General features: G+C 69.7%; 19 protein-coding genes. 6 read left to right on the top strand and 13 right to left on the bottom strand.

Translation table 11 applies throughout. The annotated features are described in order from the left end of the window. Positions 1–329 precede the first annotated feature (329 nt). The gene (locus F0U47_RS00005; protein WP_149748270.1) at positions 330–2,450 is read right to left on the bottom strand and encodes an MMPL family transporter; all 2,121 of its coding nucleotides are present in this window, start codon (positions 2,448–2,450) and stop codon (positions 330–332) included. A 132-nt stretch (positions 2,451–2,582) separates the two neighbouring features. On the opposite strand from F0U47_RS00005, the gene F0U47_RS00010 reads away from it, so the two are divergent. The 3 genes from F0U47_RS00010 (at position 2,583) to F0U47_RS00020 (ending at position 5,445) form a co-directional block, all read left to right on the top strand. Then, positions 2,583–3,713 (top strand): sensor histidine kinase, encoded by a 1,131-nt coding sequence (locus F0U47_RS00010; protein WP_149748271.1) that lies wholly within the window; start codon positions 2,583–2,585, stop codon positions 3,711–3,713. Next, the gene (locus F0U47_RS00015; RefSeq protein ID WP_149748272.1) at positions 3,710–4,378 is read left to right on the top strand and encodes a response regulator; all 669 of its coding nucleotides are present in this window, start codon (positions 3,710–3,712) and stop codon (positions 4,376–4,378) included. Before F0U47_RS00010 ends, F0U47_RS00015 begins: the two co-directional genes overlap by 4 nt. A gap of 299 nt (positions 4,379–4,677) precedes the next feature. Continuing rightward, on the top strand, positions 4,678–5,445 hold the full coding sequence (locus F0U47_RS00020) for a YqjF family protein (RefSeq protein ID WP_149748273.1): 768 nt from the start codon (positions 4,678–4,680) through the stop codon (positions 5,443–5,445). A 29-nt stretch (positions 5,446–5,474) separates the two neighbouring features. Here F0U47_RS00020 and F0U47_RS00025 read toward each other — a convergent pair whose 3' ends face one another. The 4 genes from F0U47_RS00025 to F0U47_RS00040 all read right to left on the bottom strand — a co-directional run bounded on the left by F0U47_RS00025 (position 5,475) and on the right by F0U47_RS00040 (position 7,962). Next, positions 5,475–5,720, bottom strand: a complete 246-nt coding sequence (locus F0U47_RS00025; RefSeq protein WP_149748274.1) for a hypothetical protein — start codon at positions 5,718–5,720, stop codon at positions 5,475–5,477. 134 nt (positions 5,721–5,854) lie between these two features. After that, entirely contained in the window at positions 5,855–6,601 is a 747-nt protein-coding gene (locus tag F0U47_RS00030; protein WP_149748275.1) for an ANTAR domain-containing protein, read from the bottom strand. Continuing rightward, the gene (locus tag F0U47_RS00035; protein ID WP_149748276.1) at positions 6,598–7,287 is read right to left on the bottom strand and encodes a GAF and ANTAR domain-containing protein; all 690 of its coding nucleotides are present in this window, start codon (positions 7,285–7,287) and stop codon (positions 6,598–6,600) included. The genes F0U47_RS00030 and F0U47_RS00035 overlap by 4 nt, the downstream gene beginning before the upstream one ends. Before the next feature lie 102 nt (positions 7,288–7,389). Continuing rightward, a complete protein-coding gene (locus F0U47_RS00040) occupies positions 7,390–7,962 on the bottom strand; it encodes a DUF488 domain-containing protein (RefSeq protein ID WP_246159339.1) in 573 nt (190 codons plus the stop codon). 37 nt (positions 7,963–7,999) lie between these two features. On the opposite strand from F0U47_RS00040, the gene F0U47_RS00045 reads away from it, so the two are divergent. Next, positions 8,000–8,986: an NAD-dependent epimerase/dehydratase family protein gene (locus F0U47_RS00045; protein ID WP_149748278.1), complete on the top strand. Its 987-nt coding sequence runs from the start codon at positions 8,000–8,002 to the stop codon at positions 8,984–8,986. A gap of 323 nt (positions 8,987–9,309) precedes the next feature. Further along, on the top strand, positions 9,310–9,792 hold the full coding sequence (locus F0U47_RS00050) for a hypothetical protein (RefSeq protein ID WP_149748279.1): 483 nt from the start codon (positions 9,310–9,312) through the stop codon (positions 9,790–9,792). 206 nt (positions 9,793–9,998) lie between these two features. Here the strand turns inward: F0U47_RS00050 and F0U47_RS00055 are convergent, their stop codons facing one another. The 4 genes from F0U47_RS00055 to F0U47_RS00070 form a co-directional block, all read right to left on the bottom strand. Continuing rightward, on the bottom strand, positions 9,999–10,568 hold the full coding sequence (locus F0U47_RS00055; protein ID WP_188111096.1) for a hypothetical protein: 570 nt from the start codon (positions 10,566–10,568) through the stop codon (positions 9,999–10,001). Between the two features lie 9 nt (positions 10,569–10,577). Further along, entirely contained in the window at positions 10,578–11,726 is a 1,149-nt protein-coding gene (locus F0U47_RS00060; protein ID WP_149748280.1) for a zinc-dependent alcohol dehydrogenase, read from the bottom strand. 13 nt (positions 11,727–11,739) lie between these two features. Further along, a complete protein-coding gene (locus F0U47_RS00065; RefSeq protein WP_188111097.1) occupies positions 11,740–12,051 on the bottom strand; it encodes a DUF1360 domain-containing protein in 312 nt (103 codons plus the stop codon). Between the two features lie 189 nt (positions 12,052–12,240). Beyond that, complete coding sequence (locus F0U47_RS00070) at positions 12,241–13,029, bottom strand: MOSC domain-containing protein (protein ID WP_149748282.1); 789 nt, start codon at positions 13,027–13,029, stop codon at positions 12,241–12,243. A gap of 83 nt (positions 13,030–13,112) precedes the next feature. On the opposite strand from F0U47_RS00070, the gene F0U47_RS00075 reads away from it, so the two are divergent. Continuing rightward, a complete protein-coding gene (locus F0U47_RS00075; RefSeq protein WP_149748283.1) occupies positions 13,113–15,476 on the top strand; it encodes an ATP-binding protein in 2,364 nt (787 codons plus the stop codon). 10 nt (positions 15,477–15,486) lie between these two features. On the opposite strand, the gene F0U47_RS00080 is transcribed toward F0U47_RS00075, so the two are convergent. The 4 genes from F0U47_RS00080 to F0U47_RS00095 all read right to left on the bottom strand — a co-directional run bounded on the left by F0U47_RS00080 (position 15,487) and on the right by F0U47_RS00095 (position 16,571). After that, positions 15,487–15,666: a hypothetical protein gene (locus F0U47_RS00080; RefSeq protein WP_149748284.1), complete on the bottom strand. Its 180-nt coding sequence runs from the start codon at positions 15,664–15,666 to the stop codon at positions 15,487–15,489. Continuing rightward, positions 15,663–15,914: a hypothetical protein gene (locus F0U47_RS00085; RefSeq protein WP_149748285.1), complete on the bottom strand. Its 252-nt coding sequence runs from the start codon at positions 15,912–15,914 to the stop codon at positions 15,663–15,665. Before F0U47_RS00085 ends, F0U47_RS00080 begins: the two co-directional genes overlap by 4 nt. An 11-nt stretch (positions 15,915–15,925) precedes the next feature. After that, on the bottom strand, positions 15,926–16,126 hold the full coding sequence (locus F0U47_RS00090; protein ID WP_149748286.1) for a hypothetical protein: 201 nt from the start codon (positions 16,124–16,126) through the stop codon (positions 15,926–15,928). A gap of 178 nt (positions 16,127–16,304) precedes the next feature. Beyond that, on the bottom strand, positions 16,305–16,571 hold the full coding sequence (locus F0U47_RS00095; RefSeq protein WP_149748287.1) for a hypothetical protein: 267 nt from the start codon (positions 16,569–16,571) through the stop codon (positions 16,305–16,307). Positions 16,572–16,589 lie beyond the last annotated feature (18 nt).

Below are 16,589 nucleotides of genomic sequence, written 5' to 3' on the forward strand. Positions count from 1 at the left end.
CGCGGACCAGCGCGACCAGGAGGCTGCGCCGGAGGGGGAGCGGACGGACGAGCCGTCCGAGGAGGAGACCGGGGAGTGACCCGGATCGCGCTGTTTCGATTTGGAGTGCCTCCGCCCCATGCCGTAACGTTGGGTTCACCGACGCGGGGTGGAGCAGCTCGGTAGCTCGCTGGGCTCATAACCCAGNNTGACCTGCGGAAACGCAGGTCACGGGCCACTTGCCATTTGAACCGTTCCGGCTTGTGTCGCGGTTGGGGACTCAGAAATCCCGCGCCAGGGTGAGCGAGGGCTGTCCCAGGGGCCCGGCGATGGCGACTTGGGTCCGGCGATCAGGCGCCGTCGGATGCCGCTCCGGTAGTGACCTCCACCGGCTTCTCCACCAGCACGGAGTCCAGCTCCGGCAGCAGCCGATCCAGCCACCCTGGCAGCCACCAGTTCGCGTCGCCCAGAAGCTTCATGGTGGCCGGGACGAGCACCAGGCGTACGACGGTCGCGTCGAGGAAGATCGCCGTGGCCAGTCCCACTCCCATCATCTTCACCACCGGGTCACTGCCCAGGACGAAGCCCGAGAAGACCGCCACCATGATCAGCGCGGCCGCGGTGATGGTGCGCCCGGTGCCGGCGATCCCCGCGATCACCGCGCGGGTGTTGTCGCCGTGGCCGCGGTACTCCTCGCGCACCCGCGACAGCAGGAACACCTCGTAGTCCATGGAGAGACCGAACAGGATCGCGAACATGAACAGCGGGATGAACGACACGATCGGCACCGTCGACTCCACGCCGATCAGGCCGGCCGCCCAGCCCCACTGGAAGACCATGACGAGTACGCCGTACGCCGCGCCGACGCTCAGCAGGTTCAGCACGACCGCCTTCAGCGGCACCAGAACCGACCGGAACAGCACCGTGAGCAAGAGGAACGACAGCAGCAGCACGGCCACCACGAAGCGTGGCATCCGCTCCTGCACCCGGTCACCGAGGTCGGTGAAGGTGGCCGTCTGACCGCCGACATGGGCGGTCGCCGCGGTGCCGTCGAGCACCGTCGGGAAGACCTCGCTGCGGAGCCTCGCGACGGTCTCCTGGGTGGCAACGTCTTGGGGCGACGTGGTCGGCTGCGCCACCAGAGTCGCCACCCCCGCTGCGAGGTCAAGGGTCGGTTCGCCGACCGAGTTGATGCCCGGGTCGGCTGCGATCGCCTCGGCCAGCGGCGCCACGACGGACCCGTCCTGGGAGATGTCGACCGCGATCACCAGCGGCCCGTTGGCCCCGGGGCCGAACCCGTCAGCGACCAGGTCGTAGGCCCGGCGTTCGGTCCTCGACTCGGGCTTGGTCCCGTCGTCCGGGAAGCCCAGGTTGAGCGCGAGAACTGGTGCGGCCAGGGCCAGCATGAGGACCGCTCCGCCGACGAGGTACGCCGTCGCGTTGCGGGTCACGTGAGCGCCCCATCGGTACCAGCCGGTGCCCGGCCGGTGCGGCGTGCGCCGGCGTCCGTTGATCCGGTGCCCCGCCAGTCCGAGAAGTGCCGGCAGCAAGGTGACCGAAGCGAGCACCATCACGAGCACCATCGCGGAGATGGCGACCCCACCACCGGTCACGAACGGGATCCCTGCGACGAGCAACCCGAGGATCGCCACGACGACCGTGCCGCCGGCGAAGATCACCGCCTGTCCTGCTGTTGCCAGGGCTCGGCCGGCCGCTTCGGCGACCGGCATCCCCAGGGCCAGGTGCTCGCGGTGCCGGGTGACCAGGAAGAGCGCGTAGTCGATGCCGACGCCGAGCCCGACCATGGCCGCAAGCTGCGGCGCCCACGCCGGGATGTCGATCAGGTACGTCACCAGCTTCATCGAGGTGACGCCGATGACCAGACCGAACAGCGCCATCCCGATCGGCAGCCCCATCGCGACGAAGGAGCCGAAGGCGATCAGCAGGACGATCATCGCGACGACGATCCCCGCGACCTCCCCGAGCCCGGTGGGTGCTTCCTCGAACGCGAAGAACAGATCGCCTCCGGTCTCCAGCGTCAGCGACGACTCGTCACGTAGGTCGGCGACGGCGTCCTTGAGGTTGTCCAGGTCCGAGGCATCGAGGTGCTCGATCGCGGGGTACTGCACGCGCACGAGTGCGATGGCGCCGTCCGGCGAGACGCTGCTCGTCGTACTCAGCACGTTGGGGAGGTCTGCGAGAGCGGCCTCCACCGGCGCCAGCTGCGCCGCAGCGTCCTGGTCTTCAAGCACGACGTGGGCGGTGATCCCGCCCTCGTCGGCCTCGGTCTCGGCGAGCAGCTCCGCCGCCCGGTGGGAATCAAGGCCGGGTGCCTCGAAGCTCTCGTCCAGCTCGCGCCCGAAGGCGACCGACGATGCGATGACGACGAGCGCGAGGACGACCCAGGCGCTGATGGCGACCCAGGGTCGGGTGGCAGCAGACCGGCCGAGCCGGTACAGGAAATTGGACATGTCTCCACGCTGTCGCGGCGGCGAACGATCCACATCGGGCCAAGGAGGGACCGGCGCCTCGGCCGAAAGTACGACGAGCGGCTCGTCCTTGTGCCCCGTGCGACGGGGCTGGCCGCTCCCTAGGCTGGCGTGGTGGTAGCCGCCTTCATCCGCTCGGTACTTGCCGAGCCCCGTGCCCCGGACCCGCCGGCGCGGGTGTGGTGGGACTGGGCGTTGGTCGGCGCTCTGCTGGTCACGGCCGTGGCGGAGGCGATCTTCCGCCCGGACGTGGCGTGGCGTCCCTTGGCCACCGTGGTCGCGCTCCTGGTGATCCCGGTCCTGCTCTGGCGGCGTACCCATCCGTTGCTGGTGACTGCGGTTGGCTTCGGCGGCGCGATGGTGCTGCACATCCCGGCCTTCGTCGAGGACGTCGTCGACGTGGGGCTGTACTCCATGGCCGGCATCCTGTTGCTGCCCTACGCGTTGTACCGCTGGGCTTCTGGACGCGAGGCGCTGGTCGGGACCGCGATCGTCGCCGTTCCGGCAGGCCTGGGTCTCGCGACCACCGCGACCCTCGGGGACGTGATCGGCGGCACCACCCTGCTGGTCGCGGTGTTCGCGCTCGGAGCCGCGATGCGCTACCGCGCGGTTGCGCGCCAGCGCGAGGTGCAGCAGGTCCGGACGCTCGAGCGCGGTGAGCTCGCCCGCGAGCTGCACGACACCGTCGCGCACCACGTGTCGGCCATCGCGATCCAGGCCCAGGCGGGGCGGGCGGTGGCAGCCACCGACCCGGCTTCGGCGGTCGAGGCGCTGGCAGTGATCGAGGCGGAGGCGTCGCGGACCTTGTCCGAGATGCGCACGATGGTCCGGGTGCTCCGCGACGGCGAGGCGGCCGACTACGCGCCGCAGCGGGGCATCACCGATCTGGACGAGCTGACCCGGATGAGCCCGGTGGTGCAGGTGCACCACGGCGGCGACCTCGCTGGCCTGCCGCAACCGGTGGAGGTGGCGGTCTACCGGATCTGTCAGGAGTCGGTCACCAACGCGATCCGGCATTCGCTGAACGCCACTGCGGTCACCGTGGGGGTCACCGGCGACGTCGGCGTCGTACGGTTGCGTGTGCACGACGACGGAGAAGCAGCCCGCCCTGCGACCACCGTGGGCTACGGCCTGCTCGGCATGGCAGAACGAGCCAAGCTGCTCGGCGGCGCCTTTAAGGCCGGGCCGGACCCGGTCGGCGGCTGGACCGTCGAGGCCACTCTCCCGCGGGAGGTGCCGCAGTGAGTGATCGGGCGACCATCCGGGTGGTGGTCGCCGACGACCAGCTCCTGGTCCGCACCGGGCTCACCATGATCCTCAACGCGCAGCCCGGGATCGAGGTCGTCGGCGAGGCAACGGACGGTCACGAGGCGGTGGCCGTGGCACGCGAGCTGCGTCCCGACGTCTGCCTCTTCGACATCCGGATGCCCGGCATCGACGGTGTCGAAGCCACCCGCCAGCTCGCGGGCCCAGGGGTGGAGGACCCCCTGGCCATCGTGGTCATCACGACCTTCGATCTCGACGAGTACGTCCACGGAGCTCTCAAGGCCGGCGCCAGAGGCTTCCTCCTCAAGGACGCCGGGCCCGAGCTGCTGGTCCAGTCGATCCACGCGGCCGCGAACGGCGACGCGCTCATCTCGCCCACCATCACCCGCCGCTTGCTCACCACGCTGGCCGGCCTGGAGCGCGCCACCCCGCCGGCCCAGCCGATCGAGCCGCTCACCGACCGCGAGGAGGAGGTGCTGCTCACCGTCGCCCGCGGCCGCACCAACGCCGAGATCGCCGAGGAGCTGCACATCACCCTGAGCACGGTGAAGACCCACGTCGCTGCGCTGATGAACAAGCTCGGCGCCCGCAACCGCGTCGAGGTCGCGATGTGGGCCTACGAGACCGGGCGGGTCAAGGAGTAGGGCCCGGCTGATCTCTGGTCGCGGCTACCTGGTCCGTTTACGGAGCGAGATCTACAGACGGGGCCCCTGAATGGCCAAGCGCGATGTGGCTACCTCCCTGCCGTCGACCGTGCCCTCGGCGCTCTCCACCGGCCGACAGGATGGAGGTCATGTGACGTGGTTGGTCTCACCGACCGTCCCTGAGTACGGCCGCCCGATAGCGTCCTCTGCTCGCGGTACATCCGGATGCGACCAGCTCTGGTACCAGGCGGCTGCAAGGACGCTTTGGCCGCGATGGCGATAGGAAGAGGCATTGCCCGATGGTCTCCATCACCGCAGAGCAGCATGTGTCGGTCCCGGTGCTGCGCGCATCCTGGCTGGACATGACGTTGGTTCATTGGCCGGTGCCCCCGGACCGTGTCCAGCGCCTCCTTCCCGCCGGGCTGAGGATCGATGAGTTCGACGGTACGGCGTGGGTCGGGTGGACCCCTTTCGTGATGGCGAAGATGCGTCCGCTGGCCGTCCCCGATCTGTCGTTCGGGTCCTCAAGCGTCCCCGGGCCTCGAAAGGTGTCGCGTATGCGGGACCTCTCCAGCACCGCGGAGACCAACCTCAGGACCTACGTGCGCGGACCGGACGGCCGCGACGGGGTGTGGTTCCTCAGCCTCGACATCGGCAACCCAGTTCTCGCTGCCGTCCTCAGGGGCGCCGTCGGCGCGCCCTACCACTACGCCCGCCTGACGGTGCAACGCCAAGGCGACACCATCACCTACGCCGGCTCCCGGGTCGGCGCCAGCCAGTCCTACCGACTCCAGACACGACCAGGAGCGTCCATTCACGAGCCGTCGGGCCTCGAGGTCTGGCTGAGCGGCCGATGGCGCGCCTACACCAAGCACCTCGGCCGACTCCTCGTCACGCCCGTGGAACACGAGCCCTGGCCGCTCCGAGCGGCCAGCCTGGATCTGGCCGAGGAGAATCTCACCGATGCAGTCGGCCTTTCCGGCCTGTCCGACCCGCCGCTCGTGCACTTCTCCGACGGCGTACACAAGGTCCGGCTCGGGCGGCCGACGCTCGTGCCCGGCCAGTGAGGGATCGTCGGCAGGGCTTTAGTCGGCGGCTACGCCGGCTCCGGGGTGAGCGGCGTCCTGACCAGCGCCAGGCAGACCTGGACGCCGCCGCCGCGTCGCGGACTTGCAGCCATGGTCACCTCGGCCCCGATCTCCTCGGCCGCCGCCCGACCCAGGCGGCCGAGGTGCTCGGCGCGAGCGGAGTCGTTGCGATCGATCGTCTCGAAGTAGTACCCGTGCCGTTCGAGCGAGGCCCGGATGGCTAGGCGTGTCAGTTCTTCATCGACGTCGTTCATCGTCGAGCCGACCCTTCTGGACCAGGCGCCGGACGACCCCGGGTCTAGAGGTCATGGCGCGCTCGGAATCTAGTCGGAAACGACGAGACCCGCCACTTTCGGGCCCACGGTGGCCAAGCAGAGGCGCCGGCGGTTCATGCCTGTCGGCGCTGGTGCGCGAGCACCACCGCCTCGGCGAGGTCACTGAGGTCGACGCCCGCCCGACGCGCAGACTCGTGCAGCGTCCGGGTTGCCTCGTCGATGCTGATGGCGTCGCGCTCGGCGATCATCCCGGCGGCGATGTTCACGCGGTGCTGCGCGCGCAGCTTCTCGGGGGCGTTGGCGGCACGGTGCCGGGTGTGGAAGGAGAGGTCGGCGTTCGTGACCGCCCCGGGCGCCCAGGCGGCGAAGATCTCAGCGAGGGCGACATGCTGGCCGTCGAAGCAGTGGGGCGCAGCGCCGTAGAGATTCACGCTGCTGGTGACCCGTCCCCTCATGTCGAGCATGGGCAGGGTGAGGGTGCTGGCCACGCCAGCAGCGGCGCTGGCGTCGGCGAACAACTGCCAGCGACGCTCGGCGAGCTCGTCGAGCGTGTACTGACGCGCGGCTTGGTCGTCGACGATGTTGGCGCAGGGGCCACCGTCGAGATACTGCACGGCGTTCAGGACCGCCACCGTGTGATCGGTCGCGACCAGGGTGAAGGTCAGGTCTTCGTCGAGGAGCGTGATGCTGAGTCCGATGCAGGCGGGGACCAGCTGTCGGACACGGGCGGCCCGCGCAAGGAACGTGCCGAGCATGTCGTCCTCGCCGATGGGGTCGAGCTGCCCGACGGCATCCCTGGTGGGCGGGATCGGCTCCATGCGGAGCTGTGAATCCTCGGTGTCGGTGTTCGACTCGCTCAACGCCTGCCCTCGGAATCTGGTGCGTCGGTAGTGGCGGTGAACTCGTTGGCGATCTCGCGCAGCTTGACGTTGCGGTCCTGGGAGAGGCGGGCGAGGAACGCGAACGCGCGCTCCTCGCTGAGGTCGTAACGCTCCATCACCACACCGACCGCAGTGCCGATCCGCTGGCGGGTGGCCACCGCCTGACGGAGGTCGGAGATCTCCTGGGCATAGCTGATGGCGACGGCGGCCTGGTGGGAGAACAACGCACCGAGCGGGCCGAGGTCGTCGAACGCACCCACGTGGTGGGAATAGAGGTCCAATGCACCCTGGAAACGCGGGGCGTCGAAGAGCGCGATCCCGGCTTGGGCCCGGATGCCCGCGTCGAGCGCCACTCGCGTGTAGTCGGGCCATCGCGGGTCGGCCTCGAGGTCCGACGAGACGACGTAGGCCTCATCGGTTGCGGTCTCGTAGCAAGGACCCTGCTGAAGGTCGTACTGCTTCGCATCGACCTCGCAAAGCACGTCGTGGGTCGGCGAGAAGGTCTCCAGCCGGTTGTCCCTGTGCCGGATCGTGATGCTTGCCATCGTGACGTCGGGCAGCACCTCGACGGCCGCCGCGGTGATCCGGCTCAGGGTCTCCTCGAGGTCCCCGGGGGACAGGGTCTGTGCCAGCCGGCGTGCGTGATCGAGCAGTTCGTCGTTCATCGGCCATCTCTTCCCGGCGCAGGATCGCCACCGTGCGCTGATTCGGGTCCCATCACTCGGTCGTTACCCCGTTGCGGTTCAGCCATGACACGAAAGAGCCCACTAACGGTCGTAGTACAAGCCATCAGTGGTGACGCGGGCACCGGCCGCCGGAACGTGTGTGGTGAGGCTGCCGTCGTGGCCGAGATGCGCCACCGCCACCCGGTGGAGCAGCACCAGCACGTCAGCGACCAGCCTGCGGTGGCAGCGCCACCACAAGCTCTCGCTGCACATCACAGCGACTCGTTCCTCAGAGTCGGCGGGGACTTCCTGCATGAGCTCGACGATCGCTGCCTGGAACTCCTCGGTGCGGGTGTGGGCGGCGTACGCGCGAAACGCCTCGACCCTCCACCACGGATCGCTTCCGGCCTGAGTCGGTGCAAGTCGCCGTCGACCACCCAGCCGCGGCTCCCACCGGTACCTGATGCCGCGGTCAGGCAGCCACCGCGCCAGCTCGTCCGTGGCGACGTGCGGTTGACGACGGCTTCCGGGGAACCTGCGTACGTCGACGACCAGCCCGACCTTCGCTGCCTCGAGCAGCGCCGTGAGGTGGGACTGGTCAGCGGTGCCATGCCCGAAGGTCAGCACGGTCGGAGTCACGTTCACAGCGGCCTCGAAGGAGTAGGTCGGAGCCACTATGCCCTCGTGGCCCACCGGCATCTACGGTGAACGGATGGCGGCTGAACACGACCTTCGCGTGGCAGTGACCGGTCCCACGGGCACATTCGGCCTGGCACTGGCGCCAGCGCTCGAGCAGGACGACCGGGTCTCCCGGGTCATCGGCATCGCACGACGGCCCTTCGACCCGCAGGAACGCGGGTGGAAGAAGATGGACTACCGGCGCGGAGACGTGCGCGATCCCGAAGCCCTCAGGGAGGCCTTCGACGGCGTCGACGTCGTGGTCCACCTCGCCTTCCTGATCATCAGCGGCGGCAGGGAGACGACTCGTGCGATCAACGTCGAAGGAACGCTCAACGCCTACCGGGCGGCAGCCCAGGCAGGCGCGCGACGTTTCGTGTATGCCTCGTCGATCGCGGCGTACGGCTTCCATCGCGACAATCCGGTCGGCATCCCGGAGGACTGGCCGACCCGACCCGCAGATCGGCTCTTCTACGCCCAGGAGAAGGCCGAGCTCGAGCACCTGCTCGAGGACGCGGCCGCCGCCCATCCTGATACCGAGCTCTACCTGCTGAGGCCCCCGATCGTCCTCGGTCCGGACGCCGTCGGCGCGAAGGTCCAGCTTCCGCGGCTCGTGAGGGAGGTCGCCGGCACCGTCCTCAAGGGGGCGCGCCGCCTGCCCGGGGTTCCGACGTTGGTCCCCGACCTGCCGGTCCAGCTCATCCACCAGGACGACGTCGCCTCGGCAGTGCACCTCTGCATCCTCGGGGCGGGCCCGGCAGGGGCATACAACATCGCCGCCGACGACGTCCTGAGTCTCGTCGACGTCGCGCGGGAGCTCGGACTGCGTGCGCTCCCCGTTCCCCGGCGACCGGTCTCGGCTGCGGCCCGGACCCTGTCGAAGCTGCCGCTGCCGTCGGCGGGCCAATGGGTCGAGGCCCTGAGCCACCCCGCGATCATGGACACGACCAAGGCGAAGGAAGAGCTCGGCTGGACGCCCCGATACTCAGCCCGTCAGTCATTGCGGGCGACCTTCGGTTGACGGGTCCGGTGGTCCGAACGGGATGGACTGCGGTCGACGCGGCCGGGTACTTGCCCCTGGGACACGTCCAGCCTCGGCGTGGCACCCAGCGCCCGATCTCGGTGCGCGATCTCCAGGAGAGTCGTCATGGCTCAGCACGTTCAACCCCCACCTCAGGCCGACCCGGCCCTGGTGCACCAGTTCATCCGACTTGTTGGCCGCAGACCGACGGCTGAGGAGCTGGTCCGGTACCAAGAAGCTCGCTCGCGGCGGGTCCGGCGTCGTGCCGACCAACTGCGTCGCGCAGCGGCACGAGTTCTCACCCGATGGTGAGCCGGGATGTCGTGAGCCCCTATCTCGGCATCTACCTCAGGGACCAGCTCGCGTTGGGCGTGCTGTGGCGCGAGCTGGCGCGGAGGGCACACCGTCGCAACCGTGGGACACCGCTGGGTGACGCCCTCGGACGTGTCGCCGAGGGCATCGCCGAGGACGTCGATACGTTCGAGTCGATCATGCGCGAGCTGGGGACGAGGACAAACCCGGTGAAGACCGGTCTCGCGGTGGTGGCGGAGCGGTGCGGGCGGCTGAAGCTCAATGGACGGGTCAGGTCCTACTCGCCGCTCAGCCGGTTCGAAGAGCTGGAGTTCCTGGCGATGGGCATCGACGCCAAGAAGCAGCTGTGGACGACGCTGCGGGACCTCGGGTCACTTGGTTCCCGCCTGCCGGGCGTGGACTTCGATGACCTCATCGACCGGGCGGAGGGACAACGGGCCGTGCTCGAGCCCTTCCGCGTCCGTGCGGGGAGGGACGCGTTCGGCCGCGACTGATGAAGACCGGGCCGATCCCCAGCGATGAGGACCGACCACCCCGCTCAACGGTTGCGCATGGCGGGAAGCACGAACTTCCACAGGACGAACAGCGCGACGAGGATCAGTACGACGAAGAGGATGAACTTCAAGGCGACCTCCTTGGGTTGTCGAGATGGTTCCCGGACCGCGAACCGTCATACCGATCTCGGGCATTTCGAACCGCGCTAACGCAAGCGGCGCAGGACCCGCAGCGTCGCCCAGGCGCCGAGCACCCAGGGTGCGCCGACGATGACCGGGTCGAGCGGGTGGTGGACGACGTCCACCCGGTTGTGACCGACGCGCGAGGACAGGCCGTGGTGGCGCGCCTCGGACAGGACGCCGGTCTCCGTGACCGGGTTGTCCGGTCGCCGGGTCGCGAGCGACCGCAACGCGTGGGCCTTGCTCTCGACGCGGTCCGCGGCCAGGAGCAGCAGCCAGTGCGCGGCGCGGGCCTCGCTGTAGCGCGCGTACGCGAGCTTCCGGATCGCGCCCGAGACGCCTCTCGGTGGGCACGACGTCCCGAAGACGGGGGTCAGCCGGGCGTGCTCGATCGAGCGTTCGCGGGGCTCGTGCTCGGTCTGCTCCTCCGGCAGGTCACCTGATGTGCCCTCCGGGATCGTGCCGTCGATCTCGCGCGGCACGGAGGGCCGGTCGGCCGGGTCGAGGTCGGCACCCCAACCCGGGATGCGCGACCGCAGCTCGTCCGCGGACGGGATGCCGCTCCTGCTTCCGTTGACGTACGGGACGGTGGACACGAGCCCTCCTCAGGCGGCCGGCGGTACGACGACCGGCTTGACGCAGCCGTCGAGCTTGGCGGAGAAGATGTGGTAGCCCTCGGCGATGTGGTCGAGGGGGATGCGATGGGTGATGATCTCGCTCGGTTTCAGGTAGCCGTTGCGGATGTGCTCGAAGAGCCGCGGCCACTGGCGCTTGACCGGACACTGGTTCGCGCGGATCGTCAGGCCCTTGTTGAAGGCGTCCCCGAACTTCACCGCGCTGAACATCGGGCCGTAGGCGCCCATGACCGACACCGTCCCGCCCTTGCGGACCGCGTCGATCGCCCAGTTCAGCGCGATCGGTGATCCCCCCTGGAGCTTCAGCTTTGCGCTGGTCAGGTGCTGGAGCAGGTTGCCGTCGGCCTCCGCCCCGACCGCGTCGATCACGACGTCGGCGCCGAGGTGGTCGGTCAGCTTCTTGAGCTCGACGACGACGTCGCCCACCTGCCCGAAGTTCAAGGTCTCGGCGTGTGCGAATGTCGCTGCGAGGTCCAGCCGGTAGTCCAGGTGGTCGACGACGATGACCCGTCCGGCGCCCATCAGCCAGGCCGACTTCGCGGCGTACAGACCGACCGGGCCGGCGCCGAAGACCACGACGACATCGCCCTCGGTGATGTCACCCAGCTGGGCTCCGAAGTACCCGGTCGGCAGGGCGTCGGTGCACATCAGCGCGTCCTCGGAGTCCATCCAGTCCGGGATCTTCGTCGGGCCTACGTCGGCGAACGGCACCCGGACGTACTCCGCCTGCCCGCCGTCGTACCCGCCGGTCGTGTGGGAGTAGCCGTAGATCGCGCCGACCGCCGTCGCGTTCGGGTTGACGTTGTGACAATTGGAGTAGAGACCACGAGCGCAGAACCAGCAGGTCCCGCAGAACACGTTGAACGGCACCATCACCCGGTCACCCGGCTGCAGCGTCTGCACCGAGGGACCGACCTCGTCGACCACGCCGATGAACTCGTGACCGAACGTCGTGCCGACCCGGGTGTCCGGCATCATCCCGTGGTAGAGGTGCAGGTCCGAGCCGCAGATGGCCGCGAGCGTTACCCGCACGATCGCGTCGTTCGGATGCTCGATCCTGGGGGGTGCCTTCTCCTCGACGCGGACGCGGTACGGGCCGCGGTAGACCATCGCTCTCATCGGCGGTTGCTCCTCAGTCCTGGTCCAGGTGCTGGGTCGTGAGACCGGTCAGCGCAGACACGGCGAACGTGCGAGCCACGGCGTTCGTGGCCCTGGGCCAGAGCAGCCGCCCCGCCGTCAACGCGGCGCCGAAGTAGATCGACAGGCACCACGGGCACGTCATCAGGTACGCCAGGCTCGACTCCTCGGGTGGCCCGGTCCGCTTCTGCACGGCCTCCCGGGCGGGCTCGGTGATCCGGTCGTCCCGGACGAGCTTCGCCAGGCGGTACGACGCAAGCCCGTCCACGACGAGCCCGGCCAACCGGTCCCCGCCCCGCTCACGCATGGTGGCCGGCCTCCGCCAGCGTCGGCACGAGAGCGTCATCGGTCTGCTCGGAGATCGGCTTCACGGGGGGTCCTTCGGAGAGTGGGCGTGCGACGCCAGGGGCTGCACCGCCACTTCTCGACGAGAGTCGAGTGGTACCCCGCGGACCCGCGGTCAACCCCTCCTCCGTGCGCGGGGTGCGAACCAGGCTCAGGCGTCCGTGCAGACTCTCAGGCTGTCTCCGACCGAGATCTTCCCGGGCTCGAGGACCGCGCCGTAGATGCCGAAGTTCGCGCCAGTCCCGAGCTCGGACTTCTGACGGCCTCGGTAGGCCGTGATCAGACGGAGCGTCTGGAGGTCCACGGTCCCGGAATCGGGATGCCGCGTAGTGGCGGCACACCGCTTCACCGGACCACCGGCGCGCAGGTTTGCGTCGCCGATCTGGAGCCGCTTCCCGTCCCAGGAGTCCTCGACGTGGGGGGTCCCGCCCGCGAACTCGATCAACATGCGGAAGCGACGCGAGTCGATGCGCGGGACGCCCGCGTGCCGCGCCAGCTCCTCGACCGAACCCGTCCCGAGCAAGGTCGCCGGCTGGACGTCGAAGGCGGATCCGCGGGCCTGGACGAGGTGGACCCGCCGGCTCACCATGTCGGAGAAGAAAGTGCTCCAGGCGGGGTCCGCGACGAGGTCGCCCACGAGGGTGCGGAGTCCCCACATGTCGGTATCGACGGTCGCGGCCGGCTCAGCCGCCCCTTCGGCCAGGACCTCATCTCCGCGAGAGACGACTAGTCGTCGACTCTCCCTGTCGTACGCAGCACTCAGGCCGTACAGCCCAGGATTGCGCGTGCAGCTCTGAAGCGTCCCGGTGTCGTCGACGAGGTAGAAGAGCCGATCGCCAGCGGCACCGTGCATCGTGAGGTCGATCGCATCAGGATGGTGGAGCGCCAGTCCCTTGACAGGAGTCACCGACAGGCGGGTGATGGTGTAGTCGATCGGCACGGGCTCAGCCTCCCATCACGTCGCCCGTCGCCGCCGCACTTCGCTCGTGGCGGCATCCGGCCGGGCAGTGCGACGATGACCTCATGGGTGCGTTGGCCTCGGAGACCCTGGCTCGACGGAAGGACAACCTGCCGGTCGAGGTGACGAGCTTCGTGGGTCGGCGCCGGGAGCTGACGGAGCTGAGGCAGCTGCTCACCACCGCCAGGCTGGTGACGGTCACCGGTCCGGGCGGGGTGGGCAAGACCCGGCTGGCGCTCCGCCTGGCCGCAGATCTTCGCCGCGTCTTCCCCGACGGTGTCTGGATGGTGGGGCTCGACGCACTGACCGCGTCGGGGATGGTGAGCCATGCGGTCGCGGCCAGCCTCGATGTCCAAGAGCTGGGGTCGGCGGATCCCGTCGCCTCCCTCGCGGCACAGCTGGAGGACCGCCGGCTGCTCCTGGTCCTGGACAACTGCGAGCACGTCCTCGACGAGTCCTCGGCCCTGGCGACGCACCTGCTGCGGACGTGCCCGGAGGTGCGGGTGCTGGCGACGAGCCGGCAGGCCCTGGGCGTTGCGGGGGAGTTCATCTTCAACCTTGCGCCGTTCAGCGTCCCGAAGGCCGAGGACCTCGACCAGCCGGAGCTCGACGTGCCCGGGCGCGACGCGGTCAGCCTCTTCACGGAGCGGGCTCGGGCCGTGGTGCCGGGCTTCGAGCTCACCCGGGACAACCGCGGCGAGGTCGCGGCTCTCTGCGCCCGCCTCGACGGCATCCCGCTGGCCATCGAGCTGGCATCAGCCCGACTGCGGGCACTGTCGCTGGCCCAGATCGTCGAGCGACTCGACGACCGCTTCCGCCTGCTCACCGGGAGCCGGAGCGCCGAGCCCCGCCAGCAGACGCTTCGGTCCGTGGTCGACTGGAGCTTCGACCTCTGCACGCCCGAGGAACGACGCTTGTGGCAGCGGGCCTCGGTCTTCGCCGGGGGTTTCGACCTGGCCGCCGCGGAGGCGATCTGCTCGGGCGACGAGCTCCCACGAGAAGCGGTGCTCGACGTCGTCGCCAGCCTGGTGGACAAGTCGATCCTCAACCGGGAGGACCATGGGGCATCGGCTCGCTACCTGATGCTGGACACGTTGCGCGAGTACGGCGGCACCCGTCACGCGGCGTCGGGCGAGGAGCGATCCACCCGCGAGCGACACCGTCGGTACTTCGCGAGCATCGCCGACGACCCCGTTTTCGGGCCGAGCGCGCGCGAGGTCCTCGACCGGCTGAGGCTGGAGCAGGGAAACCTGCGGGCGGCGCTCGAGTTCTGTGCGACCGACCCGGAGCAGGTCGTCCCCGGGCTCGACCTCGCCAGCTCGCTGTGGAAGTTCTGGACCGCGATCGGCGCGTTCGCCGAGGGCCGCACCTGGCTCGGTCGCCTGCTCGACGGTGCCCCGCAGGAGGCGGGGCCGAGCCATGCGCGAGCACTCTGCACGGCGGGTTGGCTGGCCTCGCTCCAGAACGACCTGTCCACGGCGGCCGAGCTGTTGCAGCGGAGCGCGACCGAAGCCGCCGACCTCGGCGACCGGTCGCTGGACGGCTACCTCGCGCTGTTCTCCGGCGGAATCGCCACCAGCGAGGGTCGGAACGCCGAGGCGAGAGCGTCGTACGAGCAGGCTCTCGAGGCGTTCCGGGCGACGGGCGAGCCGACCGGCATCGTCATGACGCTGCGCAGGCTGGCCATGGCCGAGTCGATGGAGGGTCGTCACGATCGCGCAGCGGCGTACTACGAGGAGTGCCTCCAGGTCTGCAACGACCACGGCGAGGTCTGGGAGAAGGCGTACACGCTCTGGGGGCGGGGCCTGGAAGCGTGGCGGCAGGCCGACCACGGACAGGCCAGGAAGCTCCTGAGGGAGTGCATCAGCATCAACTCGTCCTTCGGGGACGATCGAGGTGTCGCACTCGGCATCGAGGGGTTGGCGTGGGTCGCGGCGGACGAGCAGGAGGCGGAGCTCGCGGCCGGCCTGCTGGGCGCGGCCGACGCCATCTGGCGGACCTTCGACGCGCCGATGTCGGGATACCTCCACCTGGCGCATGCCCACGCGCAGTGCGAGGACGTCGTACGCCACACCCTCGGGAAGCAGGCCTACGCGGCGGCCTTCGAGCGCGGAGCCCAGCTCACCCCGGAGCGTGCGACGGAGTACGCGCTCGATCCGGACCGGTTCAGCGCCAGGTCGGGCCGTCGACCGCGTCCTGTGGACGCGTCGACACCGTTGACCCGGCGCGAGCAGGAGATCGCGGGTCTCGTGGCCAAAGGACTCACGAACCGGGAGATCGCCAGCCAGCTGGTCATCTCAGATCGCACGGCCGAGGGTCATGTGGAGCACATCCTCACGAAGCTGGGATTCCGGTCGCGCACCCAGATCGCGGCCTGGGTCATGGAGCAGGGGCTGCACCACGATCACGACGACCGGACCCGCGACTAGCTCGGCGGGCTCATCGACCGCCCGCGGGGCGGCCGGTGGTGGGGGCGTCGACGCACGAGCCGTCGGTCCAGGTCACGTGCACACCGTCGACGTCGGGCCGGGAGCCGGCGATGGTGCCGCCGGCGTTCCGGATCCTGTCCAGCAGCGGGACGAGGCGGTCGGCGGGGACCGTGGCCGCGTGCCAGTTCATGACGCCCGTCCGATCAGGTTCACCATGCTGCCGTGCATGACCTTGCCCGCAAGCGGGTGCGCGTCCCTCGTCGACGTCACGCTGAACCAGCCGTCCCAGTAGAGGGAGTCGGGACCGCGGCGGGTGCCGAACTCGAGGCGGACGTAGCCGACCTGGCGGTCTGCGTCGAGGACGCAGGAGCCGTCGCGCAGCGGGGACCCGAACGCGTCGCGCAGGTACTTCTCGTTCTGCGGGTGCACCGATGTCATCACTGCCTCCCTCAGCTCGCGTCGAGCAGACGGTCGGCCTCGGCGCGCAGGACGTCGGCCGCCGTGCGGCGGCCGTGGACCGCGGGTGCCTGGGGCTTCCAGTACGGCGTCGCGGCGGCCTCGTAGGCCGCCAGCTCGTCCTGCCGGCGGGCCAGGTCGAGCAGCCGCGAGCGCAACAGGTTGGCCGTCGCCGCGTCAATGGTGGTGGTCATGACTTCTTGCCTTCCTGGTGTCCGAGATGTCGGGGGCCTGCACTGCTACCAGTGAAGACTCGGCACCGTCCGTCCGCGACCGCAGAACTACCCACATCGGTACCTACGTGGTGTTCTGCGTAGCCGGCCCGAAGGAGGACGACCTGTCGGCGTCGATGAGCGGAACAGGCATGCCGGCTCACGATGCGCGCCCGATCAGGTGGACCATGCTGCCGCGCATGACCTTCCCGCTCAGCGGATGTGCGTCCCGCGTCGACGTCACGCTGAACCAGCCGTCCCAGTACAGCGAGTCCGGGCCACGGCGGGTGCCGAACTCGAGCCGGACGTAGCCGACCTGCTGGTCGGCGTCGAGGACGCAGGACCCGTCGCGCAGCGGCGCGCCGAAGGCGTCACGCAGGAACTTCTCGTTCACGGGGAGGACGGGGCCGAGCCTGGTGGTGTCCATGTCGACCCGCCTTCCCCG

The organism is Nocardioides antri (genome assembly GCF_008373765.1).
Classification (GTDB): Bacteria; Actinomycetota; Actinomycetes; order Propionibacteriales; family Nocardioidaceae; genus Nocardioides; species Nocardioides antri.

Excerpts from the sequence above, each read along its gene's own strand:
- F0U47_RS00005 (WP_149748270.1), bottom strand. The coding sequence starts at position 2,450 with ATGTCCAATTTCCTGTACCGGCTCGGCCGGTCTGCTGCCACCCGACCC.
- F0U47_RS00020 (WP_149748273.1), top strand. The coding sequence starts at position 4,678 with ATGGTCTCCATCACCGCAGAGCAGCATGTGTCGGTCCCGGTGCTGCGC.
- F0U47_RS00025 (WP_149748274.1), bottom strand. The coding sequence starts at position 5,720 with ATGAACGACGTCGATGAAGAACTGACACGCCTAGCCATCCGGGCCTCG.
- F0U47_RS00035 (WP_149748276.1), bottom strand. The coding sequence starts at position 7,287 with ATGAACGACGAACTGCTCGATCACGCACGCCGGCTGGCACAGACCCTG.
- F0U47_RS00045 (WP_149748278.1), top strand. The coding sequence starts at position 8,000 with ATGGCGGCTGAACACGACCTTCGCGTGGCAGTGACCGGTCCCACGGGC.
- F0U47_RS00060 (WP_149748280.1), bottom strand. The coding sequence starts at position 11,726 with ATGAGAGCGATGGTCTACCGCGGCCCGTACCGCGTCCGCGTCGAGGAG.
- F0U47_RS00065 (WP_188111097.1), bottom strand. The coding sequence starts at position 12,051 with ATGCGTGAGCGGGGCGGGGACCGGTTGGCCGGGCTCGTCGTGGACGGG.
- F0U47_RS00075 (WP_149748283.1), top strand. The coding sequence starts at position 13,113 with ATGGGTGCGTTGGCCTCGGAGACCCTGGCTCGACGGAAGGACAACCTG.
- F0U47_RS00080 (WP_149748284.1), bottom strand. The coding sequence starts at position 15,666 with ATGAACTGGCACGCGGCCACGGTCCCCGCCGACCGCCTCGTCCCGCTG.
- F0U47_RS00085 (WP_149748285.1), bottom strand. The coding sequence starts at position 15,914 with ATGACATCGGTGCACCCGCAGAACGAGAAGTACCTGCGCGACGCGTTC.
- F0U47_RS00090 (WP_149748286.1), bottom strand. The coding sequence starts at position 16,126 with ATGACCACCACCATTGACGCGGCGACGGCCAACCTGTTGCGCTCGCGG.
- F0U47_RS00095 (WP_149748287.1), bottom strand. The coding sequence starts at position 16,571 with ATGGACACCACCAGGCTCGGCCCCGTCCTCCCCGTGAACGAGAAGTTC.